Below are 24971 nucleotides of genomic sequence, written 5' to 3'. Positions count from 1 at the left end.
GTATAGCTGACTTTTATGGGTTGGAAAGAGCCCGTCTTCGCTGCGCCGCAGCGTGCCGGTCAATCGGCCTGGAGGCCCCATTCGCCGTGCAACTTCGGCAGAACCGTGCTCGCGATGGCGTCGAGAGCGGGCTTCTCGGCGTCCGAATCCACCTCGACGACCCGCCACGTCTCGCCGCCGGCGTGCTCGATCTGGACGTTTGTCACCGTGCCCTTGGCCCCGAGCGCCCGGTCGAGTTCGGCCGTGACGATACGCTTCAGCTCCGCCATCGGGATCGCCTGTTTGGCCATGATTGGTCTCCATGCGGCGCACCCCGGTCGGGCCGCCTCGTTGGCGCACAACCCGGGCCTGAGCCGGGCGGTTCCGCGCGGGGGCGCCTGGCCGACCGGGAGGATGCGCAACCTAGGAACACCCCGCCGTCATTGCGAGCGCGAGCGAAGCAATACAGCTGAAGCCGGGCGCTACGCCCGACGCCGAGGCTGCTCCCAACCGCCTGGATTGCTTCGCTGCGCTCGCAATGACGGCGAGGCGTTTAGGAGATGCCCCAACGCCACCAGCCCCTCATCCTGAGGAGCAGGCCCACTTGGGCCTGCGTCTCGAAGGACGAGGGCTCCAGTGCGCTCCGCCGTGCAGCCTGCTGGACCCCTCGTCCTTCGAGACGCCTCGCTGCGCGAGGCTCCTCAGGATGAGGGGCATTGGGGCAGCCTCATCTTCTTATGAAAATAATCCTTGACATTCCACCCGCGTTCACGCACCATTGCGCCACTCTCGACCCAGGGAGGGGGCGCTTCCGGAGCGGTCCGTTGCGGGGTCGGGGCGCGGCGCCTGCGCGGGTGGGGATACCGGACCCACCCTCCCGGGAGGCCTTTCCGGAGCGGCCGGAGGATGGGTGCGGGGGTAAAAGCCCGGCAAGCCCGCCCTTAGGCAGTCAGCCCGCCCGCCCCACACTACGGTGGGGCCGTGGACGCGGCCACCTTAACACCCGCTTGGTCGCTGCCCACAAGGAGCGGCCTTGAGGAAGGAGCGCGGGTCGGAAAGGTTCAAAATCGCCGGTCGCGAGGCGTCGGCCCGTCCGAACCCTACGCGTAAAACCCTAGATGGGCCGGCGCCTCGCGGCGCCCCTCCACCAGATTGCCTCACCTCCGCGTCGGCGGAGAACGCGGACGCATGCCCGAGAGCGCCCCCCTTGGCGTCGCCCGTCGGCGGGGCTCAACCGCCAGCCATGCGCCGTCCGCGCTTGACGCGGCGGCTTTGCCGGGGTCTGACATGTCGAAAATTCAGGAGGAACCCCATGCGCACCACCCGCGACTTCGTTACGCCCGGCCGCTCCTTGGCGATCGGTGATCGCGGCATGGTGGCGACCTCGCATCCGGCCGCCACGATCGCGGCGCTGGACGTGCTGCGGGACGGCGGCAACGCCGTGGATGCGGCGCTGGCCGGCGTTGCCGTGCAATGCGTGGTCGACCCGCACATGACGGGAGTCGGCGGCGACTGCTTCGCGCTCTACGCGCCCCGGGGCGGCATGCCGATCGCGCTGAACGGCTCGGGCCGTGCGCCGGCCGCCGCGACGCCGGAGTGGTACGCAGAGCGCGGCATCACGGCGATCCCGGACCTCACCCCGCACGCCGTGACGGTGCCGGGCGCCATCGACGCCTGGTGCACGCTGCACAACGACCACGGCAGCCTGCCGCTGGACCGGATCTTCCGCGCCGCGATCGACCATGCCGAGAACGGCTTCCGGGTGACGCCGCGCGTCGCCTTCGACTGGGCCAAGCAGTTCGACAAGCTGTCGCACAACGCCGCCGCGGCCGCGCAATACATGCCGGGCGGACGGATGCCGGAGCCGGGCGACCGCCGGGCCCAGCCGGCCCTTGGCGCGACCTTGCGGGCGGTCGCGCAGCATGGCCGCAAGGCGTTCTACGAGGGCCCGGTCGCGGACGAGATCGTCACGACCCTGCGCGGCCTCGGCGGCCTCCATACGCTGGAGGATTTTGCGGCCCAGACCTCGAACTATGTCGACCCGATCGCGACCGACTACGCCGGCGTGTCCGTGCACGAGTGCCCGCCCAACGGGCAGGGCCTCGCGGCGCTGATCATCATGCGAATCATGGCGGGGTTCGACCTGCGCTCCTCGGCGCTGAGCGAGGCCGACCGCGTGCACATCCACGCCGAGGCCACCAAGGCGGCCTATCGCCTGCGCGACCTGATCGTGTGCGACCCGTCCGTGACGCCCGTGGACGTGGACCGGGTGCTGTCGGAGCCCTTCATCGCCCGGCTGCGCGAGCAGATCCGCATGGACCGCGCGGCCCCGGCCGAAAGCTGGGACGAGGCGATCCACCGCGACACGATCTACCTGACCGTGGTGGACAAGGACCTGAACTCGATCTCGTTCATCAACTCGCTGTTCGCGGCGTTCGGCAGCGGCATCTATGCGCCGCAGGCCGGCGTCGTGCTGCAGAATCGCGGCCTCGGCTTCCGGCTCACCCCCGGGCATGTCAACACGATCGGACCGCGCAAGCGGCCGCTGCACACCATCATTCCCGGCATGGTGACGCAGGGCGGGCAGTGCGTGATGCCCTTCGGCGTGATGGGCGGCCAGTACCAGGCGGCCGGCCACGCGCATTTCGTGTCGCGCGTGTTCGACCGCGGCATGAGCCCGCAGGAAGCCTCGGACGCGCCGCGCAGCTTCTCGTTCGACGGCGTGCTGACCGTGGAGCAGAGCATGGATCCGGCGATCGTCGCGGACCTGCGCGGCCGTGGCCACACGGTTGCGCTCACGGACGATCCGACCGGCGGGTGCCAGGCGATCTGGATCGACCGGGACAAGGGCGCGCTCTTCGGCGCTTCGGACCACCGCAAGGACGGGCTGGCGCTCGGGTTCTGACCCGGGCCGCAAGGCCCATTACACGACGAAAAATGTAATTTCGGGCCTATCCTGCATCTGGTAGCGTGAATTGCGCTCAATTCGCGAGCGCGTTCGTGTATGGACCGCCACGATGCTGAAGAAGCCATCCCGATCGGCCGCCCTTCAGGCCGTCACCGGCAACTCTACCGGCGACGGCCGGGTCGTGTTCCGCACGGCCGAGGGCTGGTGGTCGCGCAAGATCGACGAAGCCGCCGTGGCCGACACGCCCGAGGCCGCCGCCGCGCTTCTCGCCGAGGCCCAGAAAGACGCCGATCAGGCCCAGCTCATCGTCGATCCCTACCTGATCGAAGTCGCACGGACTGACGCGGGCCTCATCGCGACCCGCAACCGCGAGGCCATCCGGGCGCAGGGCGGCCCCACCATCGATGTGCCGGGCGCCTCGACGCCCGTGGCCGCTTGACGCGGCGGAGAACCAGGCATGTATCGTTATGACGAATTCGACCGGCGCTTCGTCGCCGACCGGGTGGAGCAGTTCCGCGACCAGGTGCAGCGGCGCCTGTCGGGCGAACTCAGCGAGGAGCAGTTCAAGCCGCTGCGGCTGATGAACGGCGTCTACCTGCAACTGCACGCCTACATGCTCAGGATCGCGATCCCGTACGGGGTGCTGTCGTCCCGGCAACTGCGCAAGCTGGCGTTCATCGCCCGCACGTATGACCGCAACTTCGGGCATTTCACCACCCGGCAGAACCTCCAGTTCAACTGGATCGCGCTGGAGCAGGTGCCCGAGATCCTCCAGCACCTCGCCGAGGTGGAGATGCACTGCATCCAGACCTCCGGGAACTGCATCCGCAACGTCACGGCCGATCACTTCGCCGGCGCGGCCGCCGACGAGGTCGACGATCCGCGGCCCTATGCGGAGATCCTGCGGCAGTGGTCCTCGCTGCACCCGGAATTCTCGTTCCTGCCCCGCAAGTTCAAGCTCGCGGTGACGGGCGCCGCCCAGGACCGCGCCGCCATCCAGGTCCACGACATCGGACTGGCGCTGACCCGCAACGCGCTCGGCGAAAAGGGCTTCACGGTCTATGTCGGCGGCGGCCAGGGGCGGACGCCCTTCGTGGCCAAGAAGGTGCGGGACTTCCTGCCCGAGGCCGAGCTGCTGGCCTACTGCACGGCCATTCTGCGCGTCTACAATCTCCATGGCCGGCGCGACAACAAGTTCAAGGCGCGCATCAAGATCCTGGTGCACGAGACCGGGCTCGAGGAGCTGAAGCGCCAGGTCGAGGACGAGTACGCCAAGCTGCAGGCCGAGAACGAGACGCTGGCGGTGCCGGCGGCCGAGATCGCCCGGATCGCGGGCTATTTCGCGCCACCCGCCTTTGCGGCGCTGCCGGAGCGGTCGGAGGTCTTCGAGCGGTCCCGCGCGGCCGACGCCGCGTTCGCCGCCTGGGTGGACCGCAACGTCACGGCCCACAAGCAGCAGGGCTACGGCGTCGTCACCATCTCGCTGAAGCCCATCGGCGGCATTCCGGGCGACGCCACGTCCGAGCAGATGGAGCTCGTCGCCGACCTGGCCGAGCGCTACTCCTTTGACGAGTTGCGGGTCAGCCACGAGCAAAACCTCGTCCTGCCGCATGTCCGGCAGGACGACTTGCCTGCGCTGTTCGCCGAACTGCAGCGGGCTGGACTGGGCACAGCTAACGCCGGCCTGGTCACCGACATCATCGCGTGCCCAGGGCTGGACTATTGCGCCCTCGCCAATGCGCGCTCGATCCCGATTGCGCAGCGGTTGTCCGAGCGCTTCGGCGACGCCGCCCGGCAGCGCGAAATCGGCGAGCTCAAGATCAAGATCTCGGGCTGCATCAACGCCTGCGGCCACCACCATGTCGGCCATATCGGCATCCTGGGCGTGGACCGGAAGGGCGAGGAATTCTACCAGATCACGCTGGGGGGCTCGGGCGACGCGACCTGCTCGATCGGCGAGATCGTCGGCAAGGGGTTCTCGACGGACGGCATCGTGGACGCGGTCGAGACCGTGGTGGACACCTATCTGGCGATCCGCAACAGCCCGGCCGAAACTTTCCTCGAAGCGTTCCGCCGCGTCGGCGAGGCGCCCTTCATCCGGGCGCTGTATCCGGCGGAGGCCGCGTGATGGCCGACCTCCAGACCGTGTTCCGCGATGGCGCCTTCGTGGCCGACGCCTGGGCGACCCTGCCGGCCGATGCGCCCGCTCCGGATGGCGACGCGCCGATCCTGGTCGGCAAGGCGCGCTTCCTGGCCGAACGGACGAGCCTCCTCGGACGCAACGGGCCGCTCGGCCTCCTGCTCGAGGCGGGCGAGGACCTCGACGGCGTGGAACAGGACCTGGGGCGCTTCGCCCTGGTGGCGCTGCGTTTCCCGAAATACACCGATGGCCGGGCTTATTCGACGGCCTCGCTGCTGCGCAGCCGTCACGCCTATGCGGGCGAGATCCGGGCCGTAGGCGACGTGCTGCGCGACCAGATCCCGTTCATGATCCGCTGCGGCGTCGACAGCTTCGTGGTGACGCACGAGCCGACCCGCCGGGCGCTGGCGGAAGGCAAGGTGCACGGGGTGCTGGTCGCCTACCAGGCGGCGGTCGCCGATGAGGCGGCGCCGGACCCGAAGCGGCCGTGGCTGCGGGTGGCGGCGGGCTAGCGCCCGCGGCGGGCTAGTGTCTCAGGGCTTGCGGATCACCACCGCGGCCCGGAGGTCCTCCTTGCCGTAGCGCGCCATGCGCTGGAATTCCTCGGCGGGGATCGGCAGGTTGGCGGCCGCCACGTTGGTCTCCAACTCGGCCGTTTCGACCCACGGGTCATTCACGAAGACGTGCCGACCATCCTGCCCATGCGCGAGCAGCCAGTGCGGCACCTTCTTGCGGAACATGCGGTAGCCCGACACCAGCACGATCACGATCGCGCCCTCGTCCAGCACGGCGGCCAGCGAGGCCTGGTCCAGCGCCGGGCCGATCGGCACGCCGGCTTCGAGCGCCTCGCGGCGGAAGTCCTCCTGGGTAATGCGCATGACCTCCTTCTTGTCGGGGCTCCGCACGCCATCCAGAAAAAACGGCCCCTCGTGCGAGAGCCGCAACTCGGCCTTGAGCCCGTGCCGGGCCAGCGTCGCGGCCAGCCCATAGGGCTCGCAGCCGCCCAGCCCCGACGTCATGTAGACGGTGGTGGATTCTCGCCACAGCCGGATCTCGGTGGCGCGGCTCGGCCTGAACGCCGGGTCGGCCCAACCCAGCGCCATCATGAGGCAGCAGGGGCCGCAGGTGAAATCCAGCGTTTGCGCGTAGAAGGGCGGCGGCCGGCCGGGCAGGGCGGCGTGCGGGGTCAGGCGCTTTTCGTAGCGCCAGGCATCCTGGTGGTCCTCATAGTAGTCGTCATAAACGCCAAAGCGCCGGTAGCCGCCCCGCTCGTAGAGCTTGATCGCGGCGGCGTTGTCGGCGCGCACCTCGAGCCGCAGGAAGATGCAGCCGCGTGCGATCGCCTCGGCTTCCACGGCGTCCAGCAGCTTGCGGCCGAGACCGCCGCCAGCCGCTTCGGGGAGGATCGCGATGGAGTAGAGCCGCGCCAGCGCCGCGCCACGGCGAAACGCCACGAGGGCGTAGCCCACGATCTTGCGGTGGCGCTCCACCACCAGCAGCGTGTCCTTGTCAGTGGTGACGTAGTAGCGCAACGACCGGCGCGAAAGCCGGTCCGTGTCGAACACGCTGTTCTCGATGAACTCGAGGGCGTCGAGGTCATCGAGCGTGGCGGGGCGGATCTGGGCGTGCTGGGGCAAGGGCGAAGCCGGGCAGGGGGAACGGGCGCGCAGCCGTAGCAGACCACGGGGCCGGCCTCAAACGCGGCGGCTTGAAACCGCGGGCGCGGCGCGCTTCTCTGGATCGCGAATCGCCAAGCCGGAGCCCGCCGATGAGTGACCATTACCCGCGCGACATGATCGGCTATGGCCGCCACGCGCCAGACCCGCAATGGCCCGGCGGCGCGCACATCTGCGTGCAGTTCGTGATCAACTACGAGGAGGGCGGCGAGAACAACGTGCTGCACGGCGACGCCGCCTCGGAGGCCTTCCTGTCCGAGATCGTCGGCGCGGCGCCCTGGGTCGGCCAGCGGCACTGGAACATGGAGTCGATCTACGAATACGGCGCCCGCGCGGGTTTCTGGCGGCTGCACCGGCTGTTCACCAGCCGCAATGCGCCCGTCACCGTGTACGGCGTCGCCACCGCGATGGCCCGCGGCCGCGAGCAGGTCGCCGCCATGCAGGAAGCCGGCTGGGAGATCGCCAGCCACGGCCTGAAATGGGTCGAGCACAAGGATATGCCAGAGGAAGAGGAGCGCCGGCAGATCGCCGAGGCGATCCGGCTCCATACGGAAGTCACCGGCGAGCGGCCGCTCGGCTGGTACACGGGCCGATGCTCCATGAACACGCAGCGCCTCGTGGCCGAGGAGGGCGGGTTCCTTTACTCGTCGGACAGCTACGCGGACGATCTTCCCTACTGGGTTTCGTCCAGCAAGGGGCCGCATCTCGTAATCCCGTACACGCTGGACTCCAACGACATGCGGTTCGCCACCCCGCAGGGCTTCAACAGCGGCGACCAGTTCTTCGCCTACCTGAAGGACTCGTTTGATGTGCTCTACCGCGAGGGCCAGGACGGCGCGCCCAAGATGTTCAATGTCGGCCTCCATTGCCGCCTCGTGGGCCGTCCGGGCCGGGTCGCCGCGCTTGCGCGGTTCCTCGATTACGTGCAGTCGCACGACAAGGTCTGGATCGCGCGGCGCATCGACATCGCCCGGCACTGGCGTGAGGTGCATCCGGCCGCTTAGGGCCCTCGGGCTGTAAGCACTTGTCCTGACATGCAGTTCTCGGGCACTCTCCCGGCCAAGGCGCGCCGGATCAGATGCGCGCCGCGTTCAACGGCGCGGGCCTGAACCGCGCAGGCCTTCGGGCCCGAGGGAGACGAGTATGAAAAAAAGCATCGCCCGGATGGCCTTTGCGGCCGCCGCCACCCTGGCCGTCGCCGCGCCGGCGTCAGCCGACGAGTTCCTGAACGTGCTCACGGGAGGCACATCCGGCGTCTACTACCCGATGGGCGTGGCGCTCTCGAAGATCTATGGCGAGGCCATCCCGGGGGCGCGGCCCTCCGTGCAGGCCACCAAGGCGTCGGTCGAAAACCTGAACCTGCTGCAGCAGGGCAAGGGCGAGATCGCGTTCACGCTCGGCGATAGCCTCGCGTTCGCGTGGGAGGGCAACGAGGAGGCGGGCTTCAAGTCCAAGCTCACCAAGCTGCGCGGCGTCGCGGCGATCTACCCGAACTACATCCAGGTGGTCGCCTCCAAGGAGAGCGGCATCAAGACGCTGGCGGACCTGAAGGGCAAGCGCCTCTCGGTGGGCGCGCCGAAATCCGGCACGGAGCTGAACGCCCGCGCGATCCTGAACGGCGCCGGCATCACCTACAAGGACCTCGGCAAGGTCGAGTACCTGCCCTTCGCCGAGTCGGTGGAGCTGATGAAGAACCGCCAGCTCGACGCGACGCTGCAATCGGCGGGCCTGGGCGTGGCGGCCATCCGCGACCTCGCGACGTCGGTGGACATTGTGGTCGTGGAGGTGCCGGCGAGCATCGTCGACAAGATCGGGGCGCCCTACGTCAAGGCGACCATTCCGGCCAACACCTATACGGGCCAGGACAAGGACGTGCAGGCCGCCGCGGTGGTGAACTACCTCGTCACCCGCTCGGACCTGAAGGACGACGTGGTCTACGGCATGACGAAGTCGATGTTCGACAAGCTGCCCGAGCTCGCCGCCGCCCACAGCGCCGGCAAGGAGATCAAGCTCGAAAAGGCGCTGGAGGGCATGCCGGTGCCGATGCATCCGGGCGCCGAGAAGTTCTTCAAGGAAAAGGGCGTGATCAAGTAGGCGTGGCGGGTCTCTGCCTTTACGCCGGCGGCGCGCTGGCGGCGAAGCTCGCGGGCGTCGCCGCCTTCACGCTGGCGTGGACGCATTCCATCGAGAAGATCCCATGGGAGGAGGACTGGCGGGTGACGCCCGCCGGCCTCGTTCTCGTGGAAGCGCGGGTGAAGGGGATGGGGGCCGGCATGGAGCCGCCGCCCGAGGCCGTGCTGGCAGGCGGGTTCTGGCGCTGGGCGCCGCGCGTTCCGCCTTTGCCGGACGTGATCCTACGCAGGGCCGGCGTGACGGCCGACTGGCGCCTCTGCGCGGGTGGCCAATGCCGCCCGATGGGAGACTTGGCGCCGGGAGACGCCGATCCGGTGATGATGAAGCCATGCGATCCCGGCTGAGGGCGGCTCAGCCGCGGATGGGCTCGACCTTCACGGCGCGCTGCATGAAGCGGTAGAGCGCGTACATGCCCAGGACGGTAAAGATCGCCATGAAGGCATATTCGTAAGCCGTGCCGAGCTGGAAGATGCCTGCCAGCCCCCACCCGGCCGCGAGCGCAAGCCCGATCACCTCGGTGCCGACCAGGATGCCGACGCTCACGATGGTGGTCAGGTTCTTGGTGTTCAGCCGTCCGGACGCAGCCACGCGCAACTCCCCGTTCCGATCTCGCTCGATCTGCGGCTCCTGCACTATATCGAGCCGCGCCAGCGTGCAAGGATGACAGCCCACCTGGGCCGCTTCGAGGCGGCCGCGCAACCTCGAAGATCCTCCGCCATGGCCGATACTCCCGTGTTCTCCCGCGCCGCAGCCGCCGCGCCCCACCACCTTGCGGCCGAGAGCGGCCGGGCCGTGCTGGCCGAGGGCGGCGACGCCGTGGAGGCCATGATCGCGATGGCGGCCACCATCGCGGTGGTCTACCCGCACATGAACGCCATCGGGGGCGACGCCTTCTGGCTGATCCGCGAGCCGACCGGCCAGATGCGGGCGATCGAGGCCTGCGGGCCAGCCGGCAGCCTGGCGACGATCGTGCGCTATCGCGACAAGGGTCATGACGTGATCCCCGGGCGCGGGCCGGACGCCGCCGTCACGGTGGCGGGGGCAGTAGGGGGCTGGGCGCTCGCCAACGAATTCTCAAAGGCGCAGACGGGCGGGCGCCTGCCTTTGTCGACATTGCTCGAAGACGCCGTGCGGCATGCGCGCGAAGGCTGCGCGGTGAGCGCCTCGGAGGCGCGCGGCGTTCCGAACCTGTTCGAGGACCTGAAGCAGGCCCCCGGCTTCGCGGCGCAGTTTCTGCAGGACGGCGCGCTGCCAAAGGCCGGCGCGGTGCGGACCATGCCGCGGCTGGCCGATACGCTGGAGCAGCTTGGCCATGCGGGGCTGGACGACTTCTACCGCGGCGACATCGGCCGCGAGATCGGGGCTGACCTCGAGCAGCTCGAGGCGCCCGTCACCCGCGCCGACCTGGCGCGGTTCCACGCCCGCCTGGTGAAGCCGCTCGGCCTCGCGGCGCCGGGCGCCAAGCTCTACAATTTCCCGCCGCCCACGCAGGGGCTGGCGTCCTTGATCATTCTCGGCCTCTTCGCCCGGCTCGGCGTTACCCGCGGCGAAGGCTTCGAGCACCTGCATGGGCTCGTGGAGGCGACCAAGCGCGCCTTCCGGGTGCGTGACGCGGTGGTGACCGACCCGGCGCGCCTCATCCACGAGCCGGCGGACTACCTGTCCGACGCGTTCCTGAACGAGCAGGCCGCCCAGATCAGCATGAGCAAGGCGGCGCGCTTTCCCCTCTCATGGGGGGAGGGCGACACGGTCTGGATGGGCGCCATCGACGCGAAGGGCATGGCGGTCTCGTATATCCAGTCGACCTACTGGGAATATGGCTCGGGCTGCGTGCTGCCGCGCACCGGCATGCTCTGGCAGAACCGCGGCATCTCGTTCTCGCTGGACAAGGACGCCGTGAACCCGCTGGAGCCCGGCCGCAAGCCGTTCCACACGCTGAACCCTGCCCTGGCGGTGCTCGATGACGGCCGCGTGGTGTCGTACGGCTCCATGGGCGGCGACGGCCAGCCGCAGTTCCAGGCCGCGATCCTGAGCCGGTACGCCCAGTTCGGCATGGATCCCGCGGCGGCCGTCGATGCGCCACGCTGGTTGCTCGGCAAGACCTGGGGATCGGCCTCGACGTCGCTGAAGCTGGAGAACCGCTTCGATCCCTCGCTGGTGCGCGCGCTGGAGCAGGCCGGGCACGAGGTCGAGGTGCTGCCGGACAGCTATTCCGACACGGTGGGCCATGCCGGCATGCTGGTGCGCGACCCGCGCAACGGCTCCGTGGCGGCCGTCCACGATCCCCGCTCGGACGGCGGCTCGGCCGGCGTCTGATCTTTATTCATCGCGAGACACAAACCATGCCCGTCCAGGACGATCCCGTTCACGCCTTCATGCCCTACGCCGAGGTTCCGGTCGCCAGCGCCCCGTCCGGGCCGCTCACCGGTTTGACGCTGGCCGTGAAGGACATCTTCGATGTCGCCGGCTACCGCACGGGCTGCGGGCAGCCGACCAAGCTGGCCCAGTCGGACGTGAAGGCCGCGAGCGCGCCCATCGTTCAGCGCTTCCTGGACGCCGGAGCGCGCTTTGTCGGCAAGACCCACACGGTGGAGCTCGCCTACTCGCTGAACGGGCTCAACAACCATTTCGGCACGCCCATCAACGGCGCGGCGCCCGATCGGGTGCCAGGCGGCTCGTCGTCGGGTTCCGCCTCCGCCACGGCCGCGCGGCTGTGCGACATCGGGCTCGGCTCGGACACCGGGGGCTCGGTGCGCGGGCCAGCCAGCTACCAGGGCCTGTTCGGCATCCGGCCGACGCATGGTCGCCTGCCGCTCGACCTGACGATGCCGCTTGCCGCCAGCTTCGATACGCCGGGCTGGTTCTGCCGGGACGACAAGACCTTCTTGCGCGTCGGCCAGGCCATTCTGGGCGAAGATCCGCATCCGCTGCCGGAGCCGGTCCGCCTGCTGAAGGCGGAAGACTGCTTCGCGCTGGCCGAGGCGGAGCCGGCGCGCCAGCTCGAAACGCTGGTGGCCCGGATTGACCGCATGCTGCAGCCCGTGACCGGCCTGACGGCGGCGGATGGCGGCTTCGATGCGCTCTACTGGGCGTTCCGCTGGCTGCAGGGCGTCGAGTCCTGGCAGTCGCATGGCGCCTTCATCGAGGCCTGGAAGCCGGCGTTGGGGCCAGGCATCGGCGAGCGTTTCGCGTACGGGAGGGACGTGCCGGCCGCGGACGCCGAGAAGGGACGCGCGGTGCGCGAGGATTTCCGACGGCGTCTTGGAACCCTGCTGGGACGCGACGGCGTGCTGCTGCTTCCCACCGTGCCCGGGCCCGCGCCTCTGCTGGCGGCGGACGACGCGGCGCTGGAGGCCTCGCGGGCGCAGTCGCTGCGGTTGCTGTGCCTGTCGGGCCTGTCGGGCTTTCCGCAGGTGACGATCCCGGCCGGAACGCACGAGGGTGGGCCGTTCGGCCTGTCCGTGATCGGCCCGGCGGGGTCCGATCTTTCGCTGGTTCGGCTGGCGGCCAAAATCAGCCGGGCGATGGCTGTGCAAATCGCCTGATCGCGGCGAATCCGAAACAAAGGATTCACCGTTGATTCAGCGCGGGCCGCCATGGTCGCGGAGTGGGGTTCACGTCGAACCCCCTCCGCCAGGAGGCGACCATGAAAGCCATGACGCTCGCACGATTTCGCCGCACCGAAGCCTATCGGCTGATCGACGTGATGATCATGGGCGGCCTCACGGCGCTGCTGATGATTGAGGTCACGCGTTTCGTCGAGATCGTCGCCTGAGCGGCTTTGACCCGAGCCGGCCCGGCTAGCCCGCGCCGGCCGACGCGACCCCGAAGGTGAGCGCAAGGCCGAGCGCCAGCACGACGGCGCCGGCCAGAACCTCCAGCACGCTCATCGCCCATTCGGCGCCCTGGCCGCGCACCGATGCGAACCGGAGGGCCGCCCCCTTGGCGAACACCGCCAAGGCCGCCAGGGCTCCCGTGGTGAGCGCCGTCCCGAGCCCCATGGCGAGCACGGACGCGACGCCGGCGCCGTAGAGGCCCTGCGCCATCGCAAAGACCAGCACCAGGATAGCGCCCGAGCAGGGCCTGATTCCGGCCGCCAGCACGGCCCCGGCGGCCGCGCGCCAGGAGCCGGCAGCGCGCTCGGGGCCGGGCAAATGCGCGTGGCCGCAATCGGGTCCGCAAGGCTCGCCCGGCGCATGGGCGTGAACGACGCCGTCCGCCGCGATCCGGCCCGCGAGGCGCCAGGCCTTGCGCCAGGTGAGCGCCGCGCCGACTAGCGCAACGGCGGCGAAACTCGCAAGCTCGACCGCGTTGGTGAGGCCCGTCATGCGGGCCGCTGTGGCGCGCAGAACGCCCGCCGCCACGGATACGATCGCGATCGCCACGAAGGCCTGAACGGCCGCGGCCGCGAACGCCATCGCGAGGCCGCGCTTCAGCGCGTTCTCGTTCGCGACGATCCAGGCCGCGATCACGGCCTTGCCGTGACCCGGCCCGGCGGCGTGAAACACCCCATACGCGAAGCTGATCCCGATCAGCGCCCAGCCGGCGTCGCCGGCGGCCTTCATGGTCCGCACCGCATCCGTGAGGTTCTGGAAAAAACGGCTCTGGGTCGCCAGGATCCAGCCGGTCAGGCCCGTGGCGGATCCGCCGCCCTCGCGCAGGCCGATGCCGAACGGGCTCCTGGGCGGCGGCGCCGCGCCGAGGCCGCCCAGCGCCCAGGACAGGATCGCGCCGCCTAAGCCGACGAGCGCGAGCGCGGCGAGCGCGATGGCGAGCGCCAAGAGCACGCGGCGGCGGCGGAAGGAGGTCGGGCCCGCGACCCCGGCCGCGAGCATCATCGGCTGGATCCTACGGGCACGCGATGATGACCTTGGAGGCGAATTGGAAGCCCATGTTGGCGTTGGCGAAATAGTCCTCGCTCAGCCCCTGGCCCTTGGGGTCGGGCTTTTTCGGCCGCGAGAGCTGCACGGCGCAGCCGGCCGGTCCCCCCGCGAGCTTCACGGCGTCGTCGCCGTCCGCATAGCTGAAATCGACGAAGAAGGTCGGGTCGTAGACATCGAGGATCAGGGTCCGCTTGGCGGCTACCGGCTCGCGCAGCGGCAGCGTGTAGTTCAGCGTCAGCTTGCCGTCGGCATGGTCGAGCCAGTAGTCGGTCGGCGCGCCGAAAGCCTGGCGCTTGCCGTCCGCCTTGACGACGGTGAAGAACTCGGTGTCGGCGAGCGACTCGGTGTTGACCTTGGCGAGGTCGGCCAGCTCCTCGCGCGAGTAGACGCCGTCCCGATTGGCGTCGAGGCCCTGGACGGCGTAGCTCGAATAGGCGTCGTCGAACTGCCAGCGGTGCTTTACGGCCGCGACCTTGCCGTCTGGCGTCCAAACGACCTCGACTTTCACGCTCACCCAGACATGCGGGTGCGCAGACGCCGGGAGCGTCGCGGCGCACAACGCCAGCAGGGCCATGAGGCCGAACCGCAGCAAACGAATCACGCGCATCCCCTTCGTGGCCCCGTGGCGATGACGCGAAACCGGGGCGAAAGCGGGGCGTCGGCCGCCGTCTCGATCACCGAACGACCGTTCTCCCCTCCACCCGGGCGTTCACCGTGCCGACCTTGCGGGCGTAGACCATGACGTCGTTGGCCATGAGCGAGCCACCGGAGTCGATGGTGGCCGCGACCTTGCCGGCGAGGGCCGTGTAGCCGTCGCCACCGCGCAGCATGAAGTCGTTGGTGGCGACCTTGTAGAGCTTCGCCTCGTCCAGCGGCGCGCCGTTGACCAGCACCGACACGACCCGCTTTCCGACCGGCTGCCGGGAGTCGACCTCAATCTTGAGGCCAGACACCTGCGGGAAACGCCCGCCGCGATTCTCGATCTGGCTGAAGCCGTTCTCCAGCGCAGCCTTCAGGGCCGCGCCGGTGATTTCGGTGAGAGCCGTCTTGTTCCCGAAGGGCAGCTCGCTGAGGATGTCGCGGCGCGACAGCTTCGCGCCAGCCGCATACTGCTTGTTGGCCCGGATGCCGCCGCCGTTCGTGATCGCCACGTCGGCCCCGGTGACGTCACGCATCGCGTCCGCGATGAAGTTGCCGATGGCGGCCTCGCCGCCGCGCACCGTGGCGTTCCGGCTGTCCAGTTCCACGTCGAGCGACCCAACGGTGACGTCGAGCTCCTTGGAGAGCTCGGCCTCATAGCGCTTCACGATCGCGAGCACCTCCGGATCGGGCGTCACCGTGGCGGTGTCGATGATGCGGAACTGCGGCGACCAGGCGAGCGCGCGCTTGCCGGCGGCGTCGACCTTGAGGTCGAACGCGACCTCGACCACCACGACATATTCGGCGTCCTCGCCGGACTCAGCCATGGCGGTCTTGCCGTCGTAGTTCACCCGCAGGTCGTGGTCGTGGCCGGTCAGCAGGAGATCGACGGCCCGCATGTCGAAGAGCCGCAAGTCGGTGGACCGGTCGGTGTGGGTCAGCGCGACGATGAAGTCCGCTCCCTTTTCCCTCAGGGCCTTGGCTTCGGCCCGGATGGAATCGATCGAGGGCGAGAACTTCAGGTCGCCCGGGCTCGACAGCTGGGCGGTGGTTTCCAGCGCCGAACCGATGAGGCCGATGCGCACGCCGCCGACCTCCCGAATGGCGCTGGGCTGCACGCCCGGAACCGCTGAACCGTCCGCCATGCGGATATTCGCGGCATGGACGGGAAACTTGGCCTCCGCCACGCGCTTCAGGAACACGTCCTTGCCGAAATCGAACTCGTGGTTGCCGGGCGTGAACGCGTCGAGCTTCATGGCGTTCAGGAACTCGATCATGTGCGCGCCCTGGTCGAAGCCCGACATCAGGCTCGGCGACAGCGTGTCGCCGGCATGGACGAAGATCGTGTTGGGGTTCTTCTCACGCTCGGCCTTGACCACCGCGGCGAGGCGGGCCATGCCACCACGGCCCTTCTTCTCGCTCATCTCGTAGATGTCGTTGGTGAGAACGAAGGACGCCTTCACGGCGCCCTGCGCATGGGCGGCGGTGCGCGACAGGATCGCGACCGCGCCGGCTCCCAGGCCGATGCGCAGCGTGTCTCGGCGGGTGATCGGACGCATGGCGGTCTCCGTAGAAGGCTCGTGATAGCGGTGTCTTGGCGGCGTGCGATGATAATGGAGCCGAGCCTTCCGGGTTTGGCAAGCGACCCACAGCCGCAGCTTTCTGTCTGTTTTGACGCGATGAGGATGCGATGACCGTGATGCCCCGTCCCGATGCGGACTTCAAAGCCGTCGGCCCGCTGCCGGAGGCGCATCCGCCCGTCCGTATGGGCAAGATCGGCGTCTTGCTGCTCAATCTCGGCACCCCGGACGCGACCGACTACTGGTCGATGCGGCGCTATCTCAAGGAGTTCCTGTCCGACCAGCGCGTCATCGAGAAGCCGCGCTGGCTGTGGTGGCCGATCCTCAACCTCATCATCCTGAGCGTCCGTCCCGGCCCGAAAGGCAAGGACTACGACATCATCTGGAACAAGGACGCGGACGAGAGCCCGCTGAAGACCATCACGCGCTCCCAGGCCGAGAAGCTCGCCGCCATGGTGTCGACGCGCGATCCCCGCATCGTGGTTGACTGGGGCATGCGCTACGGCAACCCGTCGACGCCCTCGCGGATCAAGGCCCTGCAAGAGCAGGGCTGCGACCGCATCCTGCTCGTGCCGCTTTATCCGCAGTCCTGCGCGGCCACAACGGCGACGGCCTGCGACAAGGCCTTCCAGGCGCTGATGGACATGCGCTGGCAGCCGGCCGTGCGGGTGACGCCGCCCTGGCACGACGACCCGGTCTACATCGATGCGCTGGCCAAGACCGTGAAAGCCAAGCTGGCCAGCATCGACTTCGAGCCCGACATGATTGTCGCCTCGTTCCACGGCGTGCCGATGGAGTATCTACTCAAGGGCGACCCCTACCATTGCCAGTGCATGAAGACCGGGCGGTTGCTGCGGGAAGCGCTGGGGCTGGACAAGGACCGCTTCATGGTCTGCTTCCAGTCGCGCTTCGGGCCGGACGAGTGGCTGAAGCCCTACCTGATCGACACCATGGGCGAGCTGCCGGGCCGCGGCGTCAAGAAGGTGCTGGTGATCGCGCCGGGCTTCTCGTCCGATTGCCTTGAGACGCTCGAGGAGATCGAGGGCGAGAACATGGAGCACTTCATGCACCACGGCGGCGAGAAGTTTGCCTATGTGCCGTGCCTGAACGACTCGCCGGAGGGCATGGACGTCATCCACGCCGTGGTGGAGCGGGAGCTGCAGGGCTGGATCTGAAGCTGAACGCACTCGTCGCGGATCATCTTCGCCCACCAACCCTTGTCCAGTTGGTGGAATGACGCGCTAGCGTCCAGGCCAGCTGAAATCGTCTGCGCGGCCGGGCTTCGGGTCGGGCGCGCGGCCTTGCACGAGGGCGCGCTCGATGAGCTGGCCGGCGTCCGTGACCGCCCGGCGGCTGGCTCCGGCGATCAAGGTTCCGCCGGGCGCGGCTTCGGGGCCGGTCAGTGGCAGAATGGGCCCGGCCACAGGCCGCTGGGGGATTGCGAGCGGGGCGGGCGGCAGGCCGTCGAGGCCGCGCAGCACGGCCTGGTCGATCGCACGCTCGACGCCGCCCGGCTGCAAGGCCGGGTCGCGCGACGCGGGGTCGTCCGGGTCCGCGCCCGGCACCGCGACCACCGCCGGGGCGCGCTGGTCGAGGACCCGCCGGATTTCGACTTCAACGAAATGCGCCGCCTTGCGGGCTCCCGCCTTGGTGAAATGCACGCCGTCCCCGGCCCGCAGCTTGACGCTGTCGCCCGCCAGGTCCGGCCCGAAGGGCGAGTAGCGGCCTTGGGCGTCGCCAAAGGGTTCGAACAGGTCGATGAACACCGCGCCGGTCTTGCGCGCCGAGGCGCGATAGATCTCGTTCAGGCTGCGCATGTCGGCGGACACGCGCGCGCCCTCCATGATCGGCAGGCCGACCCAGAATAGCGGGACGCCTTTGTCGGCGAAGGCCTTGCCGATCTCGTCCACGCGCGCCGCGTAGGCCTCTTTCCAAGGGTCGGAGAACGCCTCGATCGGCCCGCTCGAGCCGTCCCTGATCGCCTGCCGGTCGTTGGAGCCGATCAACATCACCGCGTGGGTGAGCTTCTCCGGCGAGGCCAGCACCTCGCGGACGGTCTTGCGCCAATCGTGAAAGTCCTCGCGCACGAGGCCGCTGGAGGTGACGGTGCGGCGCAGGATGCGGACGTCGGGATTGTCCTCGAAGGCTTCGCCGAGGCCGGTGGCGACCTGCTCGGCCATCGTGTCGCCCAGCACCAGCACGAAGGCGGTCGGCTCGATCGAGGGCTTTTCGGGGCTGTCGCCCACCACCACGGTTGCGGCCGGGGCGGGCCGGCGCCGCTCAACACGCGCGGCGGGCGGCGGCGGCCGATAGGCGCGCGGACGCGCCTGGAACTGGGGTGCGAAAAGGTGCGGGTAGCGGTCGTCCCAAGCGGTTTGCGCCTGCGCGACCGGGATCGCGCTGACCGCCAGCAGGATAAGGATCGCGAGTTTCCACAGATGCCGCAAGGATCGCCTCCGCGTCGCCGGACGTTCGGCGCGCGGAGCCATTCTAGTGCGGATCGGCGCAGATCAAAACCCGCCCGGGCTCGGCCGCTCTCAACGGTAGGTGCGCAGCGCCTCCAGCATGGCGAGCGTGGGATAGCCGTCGGGCGTCAGGCCACGGCGCTGCTGGAAGCTGCGGAGCGCATCGCGGGTCTTGGTTCCGATTCGCCCGTCCGGCTCGCCGATGGAGAAGCCAAGCGCGGCGAGGCGGCTCTGGAGCTCGCGGCGTTGGCCGTGGTCGAGCTGCGGGTCATTGGTCGGCCACGCGGCCGCGATGGGCGCCCCGCCCGTCACGCGGTCGCCGAGATGACCGACGCCGAGCGCATAGGCATCGGAGCTGTTGTAGGCCTTGATGGCCTTGAAGTTGGACGTGACCAGGAACACGGGGCCGCGTGCGCCGGCGGGCATGAACAGGGACGCTTCGCCATGCTGCGGCAGGCGCCGGCCGTCGGCGCTCTGCGCGCCCAGCGAGGCCCAATGGGCGAAGCTCGACGTGTGGGTGCGGAAATCGAAGCGGCGCGGCAGGCGCACCTCCATTGCCCAGGGCAGCCCGTGCTTCCAGCCGTGCTTCTTCAGGTAGTTCGCCGTGGACGCGAGCGCATCCGGGATCGAGGTCCAGATGTCCTTGTGGCCGTCGCCGTCCTGGTCGACGGCCCACTTCGTAAAGCTCGACGGCATGAACTGCGTCTGCCCCATGGCGCCGGCCCATGAGCCCTTCATGTCGGCGCGCGCCACATGGCCCTGCTGCAGGATCACCAGCGCGGTGATGAGCTCGTCGCGGAAAAACGTCCCGCGGTAGCGGATATGCGCCAGGGTGGCGAGCGAGCGAATCACGTCCTTGCCGCCCGTAAACGACCCGAAATTCGTCTCCATTCCCCAGACGCCCAGCACCACCGAGCGTTCGACGCCGTAGCGGCGTTCGATGGCGGCCAGCGTGGAGGCGTATTGGGCCGCGACATCCCGGCCGCGCGCGAGCCGGGCGTCCGACACCGCGCCGTCCAGGTACGACCAGATCGGCTTCACGAATTCGGACTGCTTGCGCGTCAGCTCGATGATCTTGCCGTCCGGGGTCACGCCCGCGAAGGCCTGATCAAACGTCTTGCGGGAAACGCCGCGCGCCTTGGCGGCGGGCCAGAGGCCGGCCACGAAGGCGTCGAACGACGCCGACGCCGGCTGCGCTTCCAGCTTCAAGCTGGCCGGGCCCAACGATCCCGTGTTGACCGGATCGGCCAGGGCAGGGCGGATGGGCTGGGCCACGGCGCTTGCCGCGCCGAACAGCGCGCCCGTTCCGACCGCCGCAACAATCCACCACCGCATGCCAGCACCTCCACCGCGCCCATCGCGGCTCAAAGCCAGCATGGAAGGGCGTGGTGAAGGGGAGCTTAACCGGCCAGCTCGAGCGCTACGGCAGGTTCAGCGCGCGTTGGGCGTGGTCAGGTGTTTTTCCCATTCGAGCGCGTGGGTCACGATGGTGTCGAGGTCGTCATATTGGGGCGTCCAGCCGAGCACCTCGCGCACGCGCTCGCCGGTGGCCACGATGGCGGCAGGGTCGCCGGCGCGGCGGCCGGACCTGCGGGTTTCGAAATCCACGCCCGACACGCGCTTCACGGTCTCGACCACCTCGAGCACCGAATAGCCCTGCCCGTAGCCGCAGTTCAGCGTCAGATTGTCGCCGCCGGCGCGCAGATGGTCGAGCGATGCGATGTGGGCGTTGGCGAGGTCGGTGACGTGGATATAGTCCCGCAGGCACGAGCCGTCGCGGGTCGGGAAATCAGTCCCGAAGATCTCCAGAAAGGGGCGCTGGCCCAGCGCGGTCTGGCACGCGACCTTGATCAGGTGCGTTGCGGCCGGCGTGGACTGGCCGGTGCGGCCCTTCGGGTCGGCGCCGGCCACGTTGAAGTAGCGCAGCACCACGAATTTGAGCGGATGCGCGGCGGCCGTGTCGCGCAGGATCCATTCGGTCATCAGCTTGGAACGGCCATAGGGAGACACCGGCGAGGTCGGGTCGTCCTCATCGACCGGGTCTCCGCTGACGTCGCCGTAGACCGCGGCCGTGGACGAGAACACGAAGTGCTTCACGCCGCACTCCACCGCGGTCTCGATCAGCGCGCGCGCCTTCACGGTGTTGTTGAGGTAATAGCCCAGCGGGTCGGAAACGGATTCCGGCACCACGATCTTGGCGGCGAAATGCACCACCGTGTCGATGGCGTGCTCGCGCATCGCGGAGGCGACCAGCGCCTGGTCGCCCATGTCGCCGACCACGAGCGGAACGTTGGTCGGCACGGCCGACGCGAAGCCTGTGCTGAGATTGTCGAGCACCACGACCTTCTCGCCGCGGTCCAAGAGGGCCAGCACCATATGGGAGCCGATATAGCCCGCCCCGCCCGTCACCATCACAGCCATTGCGTCATCTCCAGAAATTCCAGGGGTGCAATCTGCCCCAGAGTGCATAAACTTTCCTGAACTCGTCCGGAACGGACGGCCGTGCTAACGGTTTGCCCGCGAACCACGACCGGCGCCCCGAGGGGCGACCCGTCCCGATCTCCTCCAGTCGAAGCAGTTGCGATTCATGACCAAGAAAATCCGCAAGGCCGTCTTTCCTGTCGCGGGCCTGGGCACCCGCTTTCTGCCCGCCACCAAGGCGGTGCCGAAGGAAATGATGACCGTGGTCGACCGCCCTGTCATCCAGCACGTGGTGGACGAGGCGAAGGCCGCCGGCATCGAGCATTTCGTGTTCGTCACCGGGCGCGGCAAGGCGGTGATCGAGGACCACTTCGACATCAATTTCGAGCTCGACCGGACGCTCGCCGAGCGCAACAAGAACAAGGAACTCGAGGCGCTGAAGCGCGACCTTCCCGGCGCCGGGCAGACGAGCTTCACCCGCCAGCAGGCGCCGCTCGGCCTCGGCCATGCGGTGTGGTGCGCCCGCGACATCATCGGCGACGAGCCCTTCGCGCTGCTGCTGCCCGACATGCTGCATCTCGGCAGGACGTCCTGCCTCGGCGACATGATCCGGGGCTATGACGTGCATGGCGGCAACATGATCGCCGCCTATGAGGTGCCGGACAGCGAGACGCACCAGTACGGCATCGTCGGCGTGAAGGACGAGGGGGGCCACCAGCGCATCACCTCGATGGTGGAAAAGCCCGCCAAGGGCACGGCGCCTTCTAACCTCGCGATCTCGGGCCGCTACATCCTGAGCCCCGCGATCTTCGACATCCTGGAAAACCAGGAGCGCGGCGCTGGCGGCGAGATCCAGCTGACGGACGCGATGATCACGCTGGCCAGGAGCGAGCCGTTCTTCGCCCATACGTTCGCGGGCGAGATCTACGACACCGGCTCCAAGATCGGCTTCCTGATGGCGAACGTCGCCTATGCGCTCAGCCGCGAGGACGTGTCGGCAGCCTTCTCGGTGGAGTTGCACAAGCTGCTGGGGCGCTGAGGCGCGAGGCGGCGCCGGGTCACGGCTGGAGGCGCAGGCCAACCAGGAACACGTTGGCGGTGTAGTCCGAGCCGGGCGTGGCGGCGTTCAGGCGCTCATGCGTGAAGCTCGCCTTCATGGCGACCGAGCGTGTGAGCTTGTACTCGAGCTTCAAGCCGGCCGTGTAGCCGCTTTCGCGCAGCGGCTGGCCCACATAGTCGTTCTGGTAGAACGCGCCCGTGGCCGAGATGATGAGGTTTCGCAGCAGCGCATGCGAGACGTCGACAGCGACCGTCCGCACCTGCGCGCCGGCGGCGCCCACCACTGTGGTTTCGGCCAGCGACGACGCGCCGCGCAGCGTCACGGTGGTGAGCGGCGTCGCCGACCAGATCAGGGCCGCGTCCGCGACGGGGCCGCGCAGTCCGCTCAGGCGCGGATCCTCGTAGTCGCGGGTCCCGTAGCCGGCCGAGGCTTCGCCCGTGAGCGTGCGGGTGATCTCGAAGGTGGAGCCGACGCGCCCCTGAACGCCCGAGGACGAGCGCTCGTAACCGCCCACATTGATGGTCGCATCGTAGACGCGGCGATCCACCAAGGCCTCCACGAACGGGATCACGCCCGGCGTGAGCTCGTAGCCGCCGCGCAGGCGCAGCGAATAGGCGTTGAGGTCGCGATTGTCTTGGCTGACTTCGACGCCGTCCGGCTGCGTGACCGCCCCATAGGCGGTGCGATCGACGGCGCCGCGCAGCGAGACGAGGGCCGGTCCGAAGCGCTGGGTCAACGTGGCGTTCACGCCCGTGTTGAGGATGGTCGACCGCTTGCTGGTCGCGAGAGGCTGCTCGATGCTGCCGGGACGTTCGGTCGCGATCGCGTAGGCGGCGCCGAGGTCGAGCTGCGTGTCGCGCAGCACATCGAGGCGCAGATTGGCTTCGCCCTGGCCCTCGGGCCGGTTGGCGGAGCGGACCGCCGGATATTCCATGTAGGCGCCGCGCAAGTCGGCCCTGAAGGCGTGGCGCTCCCACTCGCTGTCGATCCGCAGGCCACCTTCCTGGCGGAACGCCGCCGAGCCCTTGCGGGCGCCCGGGATGCGGTTGGGATTGGTGTCGTAGCCGCCGGAGGCCTCGATGGAGGGACGAAACACGAGGCCGCCCGTGTCGAAGCCGAGCGGCTCGTAAGGGTCGGCCTCGACCTTGCGGCGGTTCTTGCGGGGCGGCTCGAGCGGCGGCAGGCCCGGGGCGGCGAGGATGGGAGCCGGCGGCGCCACGACGATGGCGGCCGGGACCACGGGCGCGAGCGGGGCGCTCTGGCGCAAACGGCGCGATTTCGTGGGCTTGGCCGGACGGACCGGCGCGCCTACGGCAGGATAGGAGCCGCGATAGCTGGGCTTCGCGGCCTGGGGCGGCGGCGGTGCGGAGACGGCGCGCGCGGAAGGGTCCGGGCCGACATCCTGTGCGGACGCCGCGCTCGCATGCGCCAAGGCGGCGACCAGCCCGATAAGGGCCGTCGCGGAGGCGTTTTGGCGAAAAGCGGCCAAGGAAAGCTCCGGCCCGGGAATGCGGAACAAACCGGCGCGAATGCGGACCGGCTGCGTTAACAGCTGTATAAGGACGATGGTTAACAGCCGGTAAGCAGGCGCGCCTCCGGCGTTCCGTCGGCCGCGTCTCCGTGCTATGGGCGGGCCATGTCCAAATCCGCACCTGGCGCGCGAGTCGCGCCTGCGCTTCCGGCGCTGCCGTCGGCCCTTCGCGCCATCGAGGCCGAGCGGGCCGGTCTCGACGCATTGCTGGATGCGTTGCAGAACGGTCTCGGCGTTCCTTTCCAGCAAGCCGTGTCGCTGATCGCGGCGGCGGCCGGGCGCGTGATCGTGTCCGGCATGGGCAAGTCGGGGCATGTCGGCCGCAAGATCGCGGCGACGTTCTCGTCCACGGGAACGCCCGCCTATTTCGTGCATCCGGCCGAAGCCAGCCACGGCGATCTCGGCGCCATTCAGGCCGACGACGTCATCCTGGCTCTGTCATGGTCGGGCGAGACGTCGGAGTTGTCGGATCTCGTCGCCTATGCGCGGCGCTTCCGGGTGGGGCTGATCGCGATCACGGCCAATCGGGACAGCGCGCTCGGCCGGGAGGCGGACGTCTGCCTGACGCTGCCGAAGGCGCGCGAGGCCTGCCCGAACGGGCTCGCCCCCACCACCTCCACCACCATGCAGCTGGCGCTGGGCGACGCGCTCGCGGTGGCGCTGCTGGAAGGCCGGGCCTTCAGCTCGCATGATTTCCGTGTGTTCCACCCGGGCGGCAAGCTCGGCGCGCAGCTGAAGCAGGTGCGCTCCGTGATGCATACCGGCGAGCGGCTGCCGCTTGTGTCGCGCGGCATGCGGATGTCGGACGCGCTGGTGCGCATGAGCGAGAAGGGCTTCGGCTGCGTCGTCGTGGTCGAGGACGACGGCGCCATCGCGGGCATCGTCACGGATGGCGACCTGCGCCGCCACATGCAGCCGGACCTCATGGCGCTGACCGTGGATGTGGTGATGACGCCGCACCCGACGACGGTCGAGCCGAGCCTCCTAGTCGCCGAGGCGCTGGAGATCGTCGAGACGCGCAAGATCGGCGCGCTGATTGTGGCCGAGAATGGCAGGCCGGTGGGCCTCGTTCACGTGCTCGACCTGCTGCGCATCGGGGCCGTCTAGATTTCTAGCGCGCCGGCGCGACCCGCAGCAGCGTGCCGTCGACGCCGACCACCTTCACCTCGGTTCCGCTCGGCAGGTCCGGGCCTTCAACGCGCCAGACCGTGTCGTCGATCCGCACGCGGCCGCGGCCTTCCGCGATCGGCTCCGTGAGCATCACGAGCCGGCCCACCATGGCGCCGCCGCGGTCGTTGATGATGCGGTCCTGCGCCTTGGGCTTCAGGTCGCGCATGAAATGGCGGCCGACCGCCACGGCTCCGATCGCGAGCGCGGCGAACAACAATGCGGTGGCTTCGCCCGACAGCGTCACCACGAAGGTGATCACGCCCGTCGCGATGGCGGCGACGCCGAGCCAAAGCATGAAGGCGCCGGGCGCCAGCACCTCGACGCCCACCAGCACCAGTCCGGCGATGATCCAGCCCCAGGGGCCGAGCGAGAGATTGATCATCGCG

The 24971-nt window shown here is 69.1% G+C and carries 23 protein-coding genes and 1 pseudogene; 13 read left to right on the top strand and 11 right to left on the bottom strand.

What is annotated here, in order from left to right; translation table 11 throughout:
* Positions 1-59 precede the first annotated feature (59 nt).
* On the bottom strand, positions 60-290 hold the full coding sequence (locus IEV99_RS20420) for a hypothetical protein (RefSeq protein WP_188519540.1): 231 nt from the start codon (positions 288-290) through the stop codon (positions 60-62).
* 1001 nt (positions 291-1291) lie between these two features.
* On the opposite strand from IEV99_RS20420, the gene IEV99_RS20415 reads away from it, so the two are divergent.
* From IEV99_RS20415 to IEV99_RS20400, 4 genes are all read left to right on the top strand, one after another.
* Entirely contained in the window at positions 1292-2884 is a 1593-nt protein-coding gene (locus IEV99_RS20415; RefSeq protein WP_188519539.1) for a gamma-glutamyltransferase family protein, read from the top strand.
* Positions 2885-2996: 112 nt separating this feature from the next.
* A complete protein-coding gene (locus tag IEV99_RS20410; protein WP_188519538.1) occupies positions 2997-3326 on the top strand; it encodes a DUF2849 domain-containing protein in 330 nt (109 codons plus the stop codon).
* Between the two features lie 18 nt (positions 3327-3344).
* Positions 3345-5015, top strand: a complete 1671-nt coding sequence (locus tag IEV99_RS20405) for a nitrite/sulfite reductase (RefSeq protein ID WP_188519537.1) — start codon at positions 3345-3347, stop codon at positions 5013-5015.
* Positions 5015-5539: a DUF934 domain-containing protein gene (locus IEV99_RS20400; protein ID WP_188519536.1), complete on the top strand. Its 525-nt coding sequence runs from the start codon at positions 5015-5017 to the stop codon at positions 5537-5539. Before IEV99_RS20405 ends, IEV99_RS20400 begins: the two co-directional genes overlap by 1 nt.
* A gap of 21 nt (positions 5540-5560) precedes the next feature.
* On the opposite strand, the gene IEV99_RS20395 is transcribed toward IEV99_RS20400, so the two are convergent.
* On the bottom strand, positions 5561-6664 hold the full coding sequence (locus tag IEV99_RS20395; RefSeq protein ID WP_188519535.1) for a GNAT family N-acetyltransferase/peptidase C39 family protein: 1104 nt from the start codon (positions 6662-6664) through the stop codon (positions 5561-5563).
* A 131-nt stretch (positions 6665-6795) separates the two neighbouring features.
* On the opposite strand from IEV99_RS20395, the pseudogene puuE reads away from it, so the two are divergent.
* From puuE to IEV99_RS20380, 3 genes and pseudogenes are all read left to right on the top strand, one after another.
* Positions 6796-7695: pseudogene (gene puuE, locus IEV99_RS20390) on the top strand (allantoinase PuuE); the annotation flags it as partial.
* Positions 7696-7846: 151 nt separating this feature from the next.
* Positions 7847-8797 carry a TAXI family TRAP transporter solute-binding subunit gene (locus tag IEV99_RS20385; RefSeq protein ID WP_188519533.1) on the top strand — a complete coding sequence of 317 codons (951 nt, stop codon included), beginning with the start codon at positions 7847-7849 and terminating at the stop codon, positions 8795-8797.
* A gap of 2 nt (positions 8798-8799) precedes the next feature.
* Complete coding sequence (locus IEV99_RS20380; protein ID WP_188519532.1) at positions 8800-9180, top strand: DUF1850 domain-containing protein; 381 nt, start codon at positions 8800-8802, stop codon at positions 9178-9180.
* 7 nt (positions 9181-9187) lie between these two features.
* Here IEV99_RS20380 and IEV99_RS20375 read toward each other — a convergent pair whose 3' ends face one another.
* On the bottom strand, positions 9188-9424 hold the full coding sequence (locus IEV99_RS20375) for a hypothetical protein (RefSeq protein ID WP_188519531.1): 237 nt from the start codon (positions 9422-9424) through the stop codon (positions 9188-9190).
* A gap of 129 nt (positions 9425-9553) precedes the next feature.
* On the opposite strand from IEV99_RS20375, the gene IEV99_RS20370 reads away from it, so the two are divergent.
* The 3 genes from IEV99_RS20370 to IEV99_RS23890 all read left to right on the top strand — a co-directional run bounded on the left by IEV99_RS20370 (position 9554) and on the right by IEV99_RS23890 (position 12611).
* On the top strand, positions 9554-11152 hold the full coding sequence (locus IEV99_RS20370; protein WP_188519530.1) for a gamma-glutamyltransferase family protein: 1599 nt from the start codon (positions 9554-9556) through the stop codon (positions 11150-11152).
* 26 nt (positions 11153-11178) lie between these two features.
* Positions 11179-12381 carry an amidase gene (locus IEV99_RS20365; RefSeq protein ID WP_188519529.1) on the top strand — a complete coding sequence of 401 codons (1203 nt, stop codon included), beginning with the start codon at positions 11179-11181 and terminating at the stop codon, positions 12379-12381.
* Between the two features lie 101 nt (positions 12382-12482).
* Positions 12483-12611 carry a hypothetical protein gene (locus IEV99_RS23890; RefSeq protein WP_280514680.1) on the top strand — a complete coding sequence of 43 codons (129 nt, stop codon included), beginning with the start codon at positions 12483-12485 and terminating at the stop codon, positions 12609-12611.
* 25 nt (positions 12612-12636) lie between these two features.
* Here IEV99_RS23890 and IEV99_RS20360 read toward each other — a convergent pair whose 3' ends face one another.
* From IEV99_RS20360 to IEV99_RS20350, 3 genes are all read right to left on the bottom strand, one after another.
* A complete protein-coding gene (locus tag IEV99_RS20360) occupies positions 12637-13671 on the bottom strand; it encodes a nickel/cobalt transporter (protein ID WP_371875817.1) in 1035 nt (344 codons plus the stop codon).
* A gap of 13 nt (positions 13672-13684) precedes the next feature.
* Positions 13685-14320, bottom strand: a complete 636-nt coding sequence (locus tag IEV99_RS20355) for a DUF1007 family protein (RefSeq protein ID WP_188519527.1) — start codon at positions 14318-14320, stop codon at positions 13685-13687.
* A gap of 73 nt (positions 14321-14393) precedes the next feature.
* Positions 14394-15917, bottom strand: coding sequence for a bifunctional metallophosphatase/5'-nucleotidase (locus tag IEV99_RS20350; protein WP_188519526.1), 1524 nt, complete (start codon positions 15915-15917; stop codon positions 14394-14396).
* Between the two features lie 131 nt (positions 15918-16048).
* On the opposite strand from IEV99_RS20350, the gene hemH reads away from it, so the two are divergent.
* Positions 16049-17113 carry a ferrochelatase gene (gene hemH, locus IEV99_RS20345; RefSeq protein WP_188519525.1) on the top strand — a complete coding sequence of 355 codons (1065 nt, stop codon included), beginning with the start codon at positions 16049-16051 and terminating at the stop codon, positions 17111-17113.
* A 66-nt stretch (positions 17114-17179) separates the two neighbouring features.
* Here the strand turns inward: hemH and IEV99_RS20340 are convergent, their stop codons facing one another.
* From IEV99_RS20340 to galE, 3 genes are all read right to left on the bottom strand, one after another.
* Positions 17180-18385 (bottom strand): SGNH/GDSL hydrolase family protein, encoded by a 1206-nt coding sequence (locus IEV99_RS20340; RefSeq protein ID WP_188519524.1) that lies wholly within the window; start codon positions 18383-18385, stop codon positions 17180-17182.
* 90 nt (positions 18386-18475) lie between these two features.
* On the bottom strand, positions 18476-19738 hold the full coding sequence (locus IEV99_RS20335; RefSeq protein ID WP_188519523.1) for a lytic murein transglycosylase: 1263 nt from the start codon (positions 19736-19738) through the stop codon (positions 18476-18478).
* Positions 19739-19834: 96 nt separating this feature from the next.
* Positions 19835-20824 (bottom strand): UDP-glucose 4-epimerase GalE, encoded by a 990-nt coding sequence (galE, locus tag IEV99_RS20330; protein WP_188519522.1) that lies wholly within the window; start codon positions 20822-20824, stop codon positions 19835-19837.
* Positions 20825-20990: 166 nt separating this feature from the next.
* On the opposite strand from galE, the gene IEV99_RS20325 reads away from it, so the two are divergent.
* Positions 20991-21863: a UTP--glucose-1-phosphate uridylyltransferase gene (locus IEV99_RS20325; RefSeq protein WP_188519521.1), complete on the top strand. Its 873-nt coding sequence runs from the start codon at positions 20991-20993 to the stop codon at positions 21861-21863.
* 19 nt (positions 21864-21882) lie between these two features.
* Here IEV99_RS20325 and IEV99_RS20320 read toward each other — a convergent pair whose 3' ends face one another.
* The gene (locus IEV99_RS20320) at positions 21883-23373 is read right to left on the bottom strand and encodes an outer membrane beta-barrel protein (RefSeq protein ID WP_188519520.1); all 1491 of its coding nucleotides are present in this window, start codon (positions 23371-23373) and stop codon (positions 21883-21885) included.
* 147 nt (positions 23374-23520) lie between these two features.
* Between IEV99_RS20320 and IEV99_RS20315 the strand changes: the two genes are divergently transcribed.
* On the top strand, positions 23521-24522 hold the full coding sequence (locus IEV99_RS20315) for a KpsF/GutQ family sugar-phosphate isomerase (RefSeq protein ID WP_188519519.1): 1002 nt from the start codon (positions 23521-23523) through the stop codon (positions 24520-24522).
* A 4-nt stretch (positions 24523-24526) separates the two neighbouring features.
* On the opposite strand, the gene IEV99_RS20310 is transcribed toward IEV99_RS20315, so the two are convergent.
* Positions 24527-24967: an NfeD family protein gene (locus tag IEV99_RS20310; RefSeq protein ID WP_188519518.1), complete on the bottom strand. Its 441-nt coding sequence runs from the start codon at positions 24965-24967 to the stop codon at positions 24527-24529.
* Positions 24968-24971: the final 4 nt, after the last annotated feature.

It is taken from the genome of Alsobacter metallidurans (assembly GCF_014636935.1).
Lineage (GTDB): Bacteria > Pseudomonadota > Alphaproteobacteria > Rhizobiales > Beijerinckiaceae > Alsobacter > Alsobacter metallidurans.
Note: the sequence above shows the minus strand (reverse complement) of the source record. Positions and strands in the feature narration are given on the sequence as shown.

What these genes read in the sequence shown, in the direction of transcription:
- IEV99_RS20370 (WP_188519530.1), top strand. Translation starts at nt 9,554, where the DNA reads ATGGCCGATACTCCCGTGTTCTCCCGCGCCGCAGCCGCCGCGCCCCAC.
- IEV99_RS20360 (WP_371875817.1), bottom strand. Translation starts at nt 13,671, where the DNA reads ATGCTCGCGGCCGGGGTCGCGGGCCCGACCTCCTTCCGCCGCCGCCGC.
- IEV99_RS20420 (WP_188519540.1), bottom strand. Translation starts at nt 290, where the DNA reads ATGGCCAAACAGGCGATCCCGATGGCGGAGCTGAAGCGTATCGTCACG.
- IEV99_RS20410 (WP_188519538.1), top strand. Translation starts at nt 2,997, where the DNA reads ATGCTGAAGAAGCCATCCCGATCGGCCGCCCTTCAGGCCGTCACCGGC.
- IEV99_RS20315 (WP_188519519.1), top strand. Translation starts at nt 23,521, where the DNA reads ATGTCCAAATCCGCACCTGGCGCGCGAGTCGCGCCTGCGCTTCCGGCG.
- IEV99_RS20350 (WP_188519526.1), bottom strand. Translation starts at nt 15,917, where the DNA reads ATGCGTCCGATCACCCGCCGAGACACGCTGCGCATCGGCCTGGGAGCC.
- IEV99_RS20405 (WP_188519537.1), top strand. Translation starts at nt 3,345, where the DNA reads ATGTATCGTTATGACGAATTCGACCGGCGCTTCGTCGCCGACCGGGTG.
- hemH (WP_188519525.1), top strand. Translation starts at nt 16,049, where the DNA reads ATGACCGTGATGCCCCGTCCCGATGCGGACTTCAAAGCCGTCGGCCCG.
- IEV99_RS20365 (WP_188519529.1), top strand. Translation starts at nt 11,179, where the DNA reads ATGCCCGTCCAGGACGATCCCGTTCACGCCTTCATGCCCTACGCCGAG.
- IEV99_RS20310 (WP_188519518.1), bottom strand. Translation starts at nt 24,967, where the DNA reads ATGATCAATCTCTCGCTCGGCCCCTGGGGCTGGATCATCGCCGGACTG.
- IEV99_RS20335 (WP_188519523.1), bottom strand. Translation starts at nt 19,738, where the DNA reads ATGCGGTGGTGGATTGTTGCGGCGGTCGGAACGGGCGCGCTGTTCGGC.
- galE (WP_188519522.1), bottom strand. Translation starts at nt 20,824, where the DNA reads ATGGCTGTGATGGTGACGGGCGGGGCGGGCTATATCGGCTCCCATATG.
- IEV99_RS20325 (WP_188519521.1), top strand. Translation starts at nt 20,991, where the DNA reads ATGACCAAGAAAATCCGCAAGGCCGTCTTTCCTGTCGCGGGCCTGGGC.
- IEV99_RS23890 (WP_280514680.1), top strand. Translation starts at nt 12,483, where the DNA reads ATGAAAGCCATGACGCTCGCACGATTTCGCCGCACCGAAGCCTATCGG.
- IEV99_RS20415 (WP_188519539.1), top strand. Translation starts at nt 1,292, where the DNA reads ATGCGCACCACCCGCGACTTCGTTACGCCCGGCCGCTCCTTGGCGATC.
- IEV99_RS20400 (WP_188519536.1), top strand. Translation starts at nt 5,015, where the DNA reads ATGGCCGACCTCCAGACCGTGTTCCGCGATGGCGCCTTCGTGGCCGAC.
- IEV99_RS20385 (WP_188519533.1), top strand. Translation starts at nt 7,847, where the DNA reads ATGAAAAAAAGCATCGCCCGGATGGCCTTTGCGGCCGCCGCCACCCTG.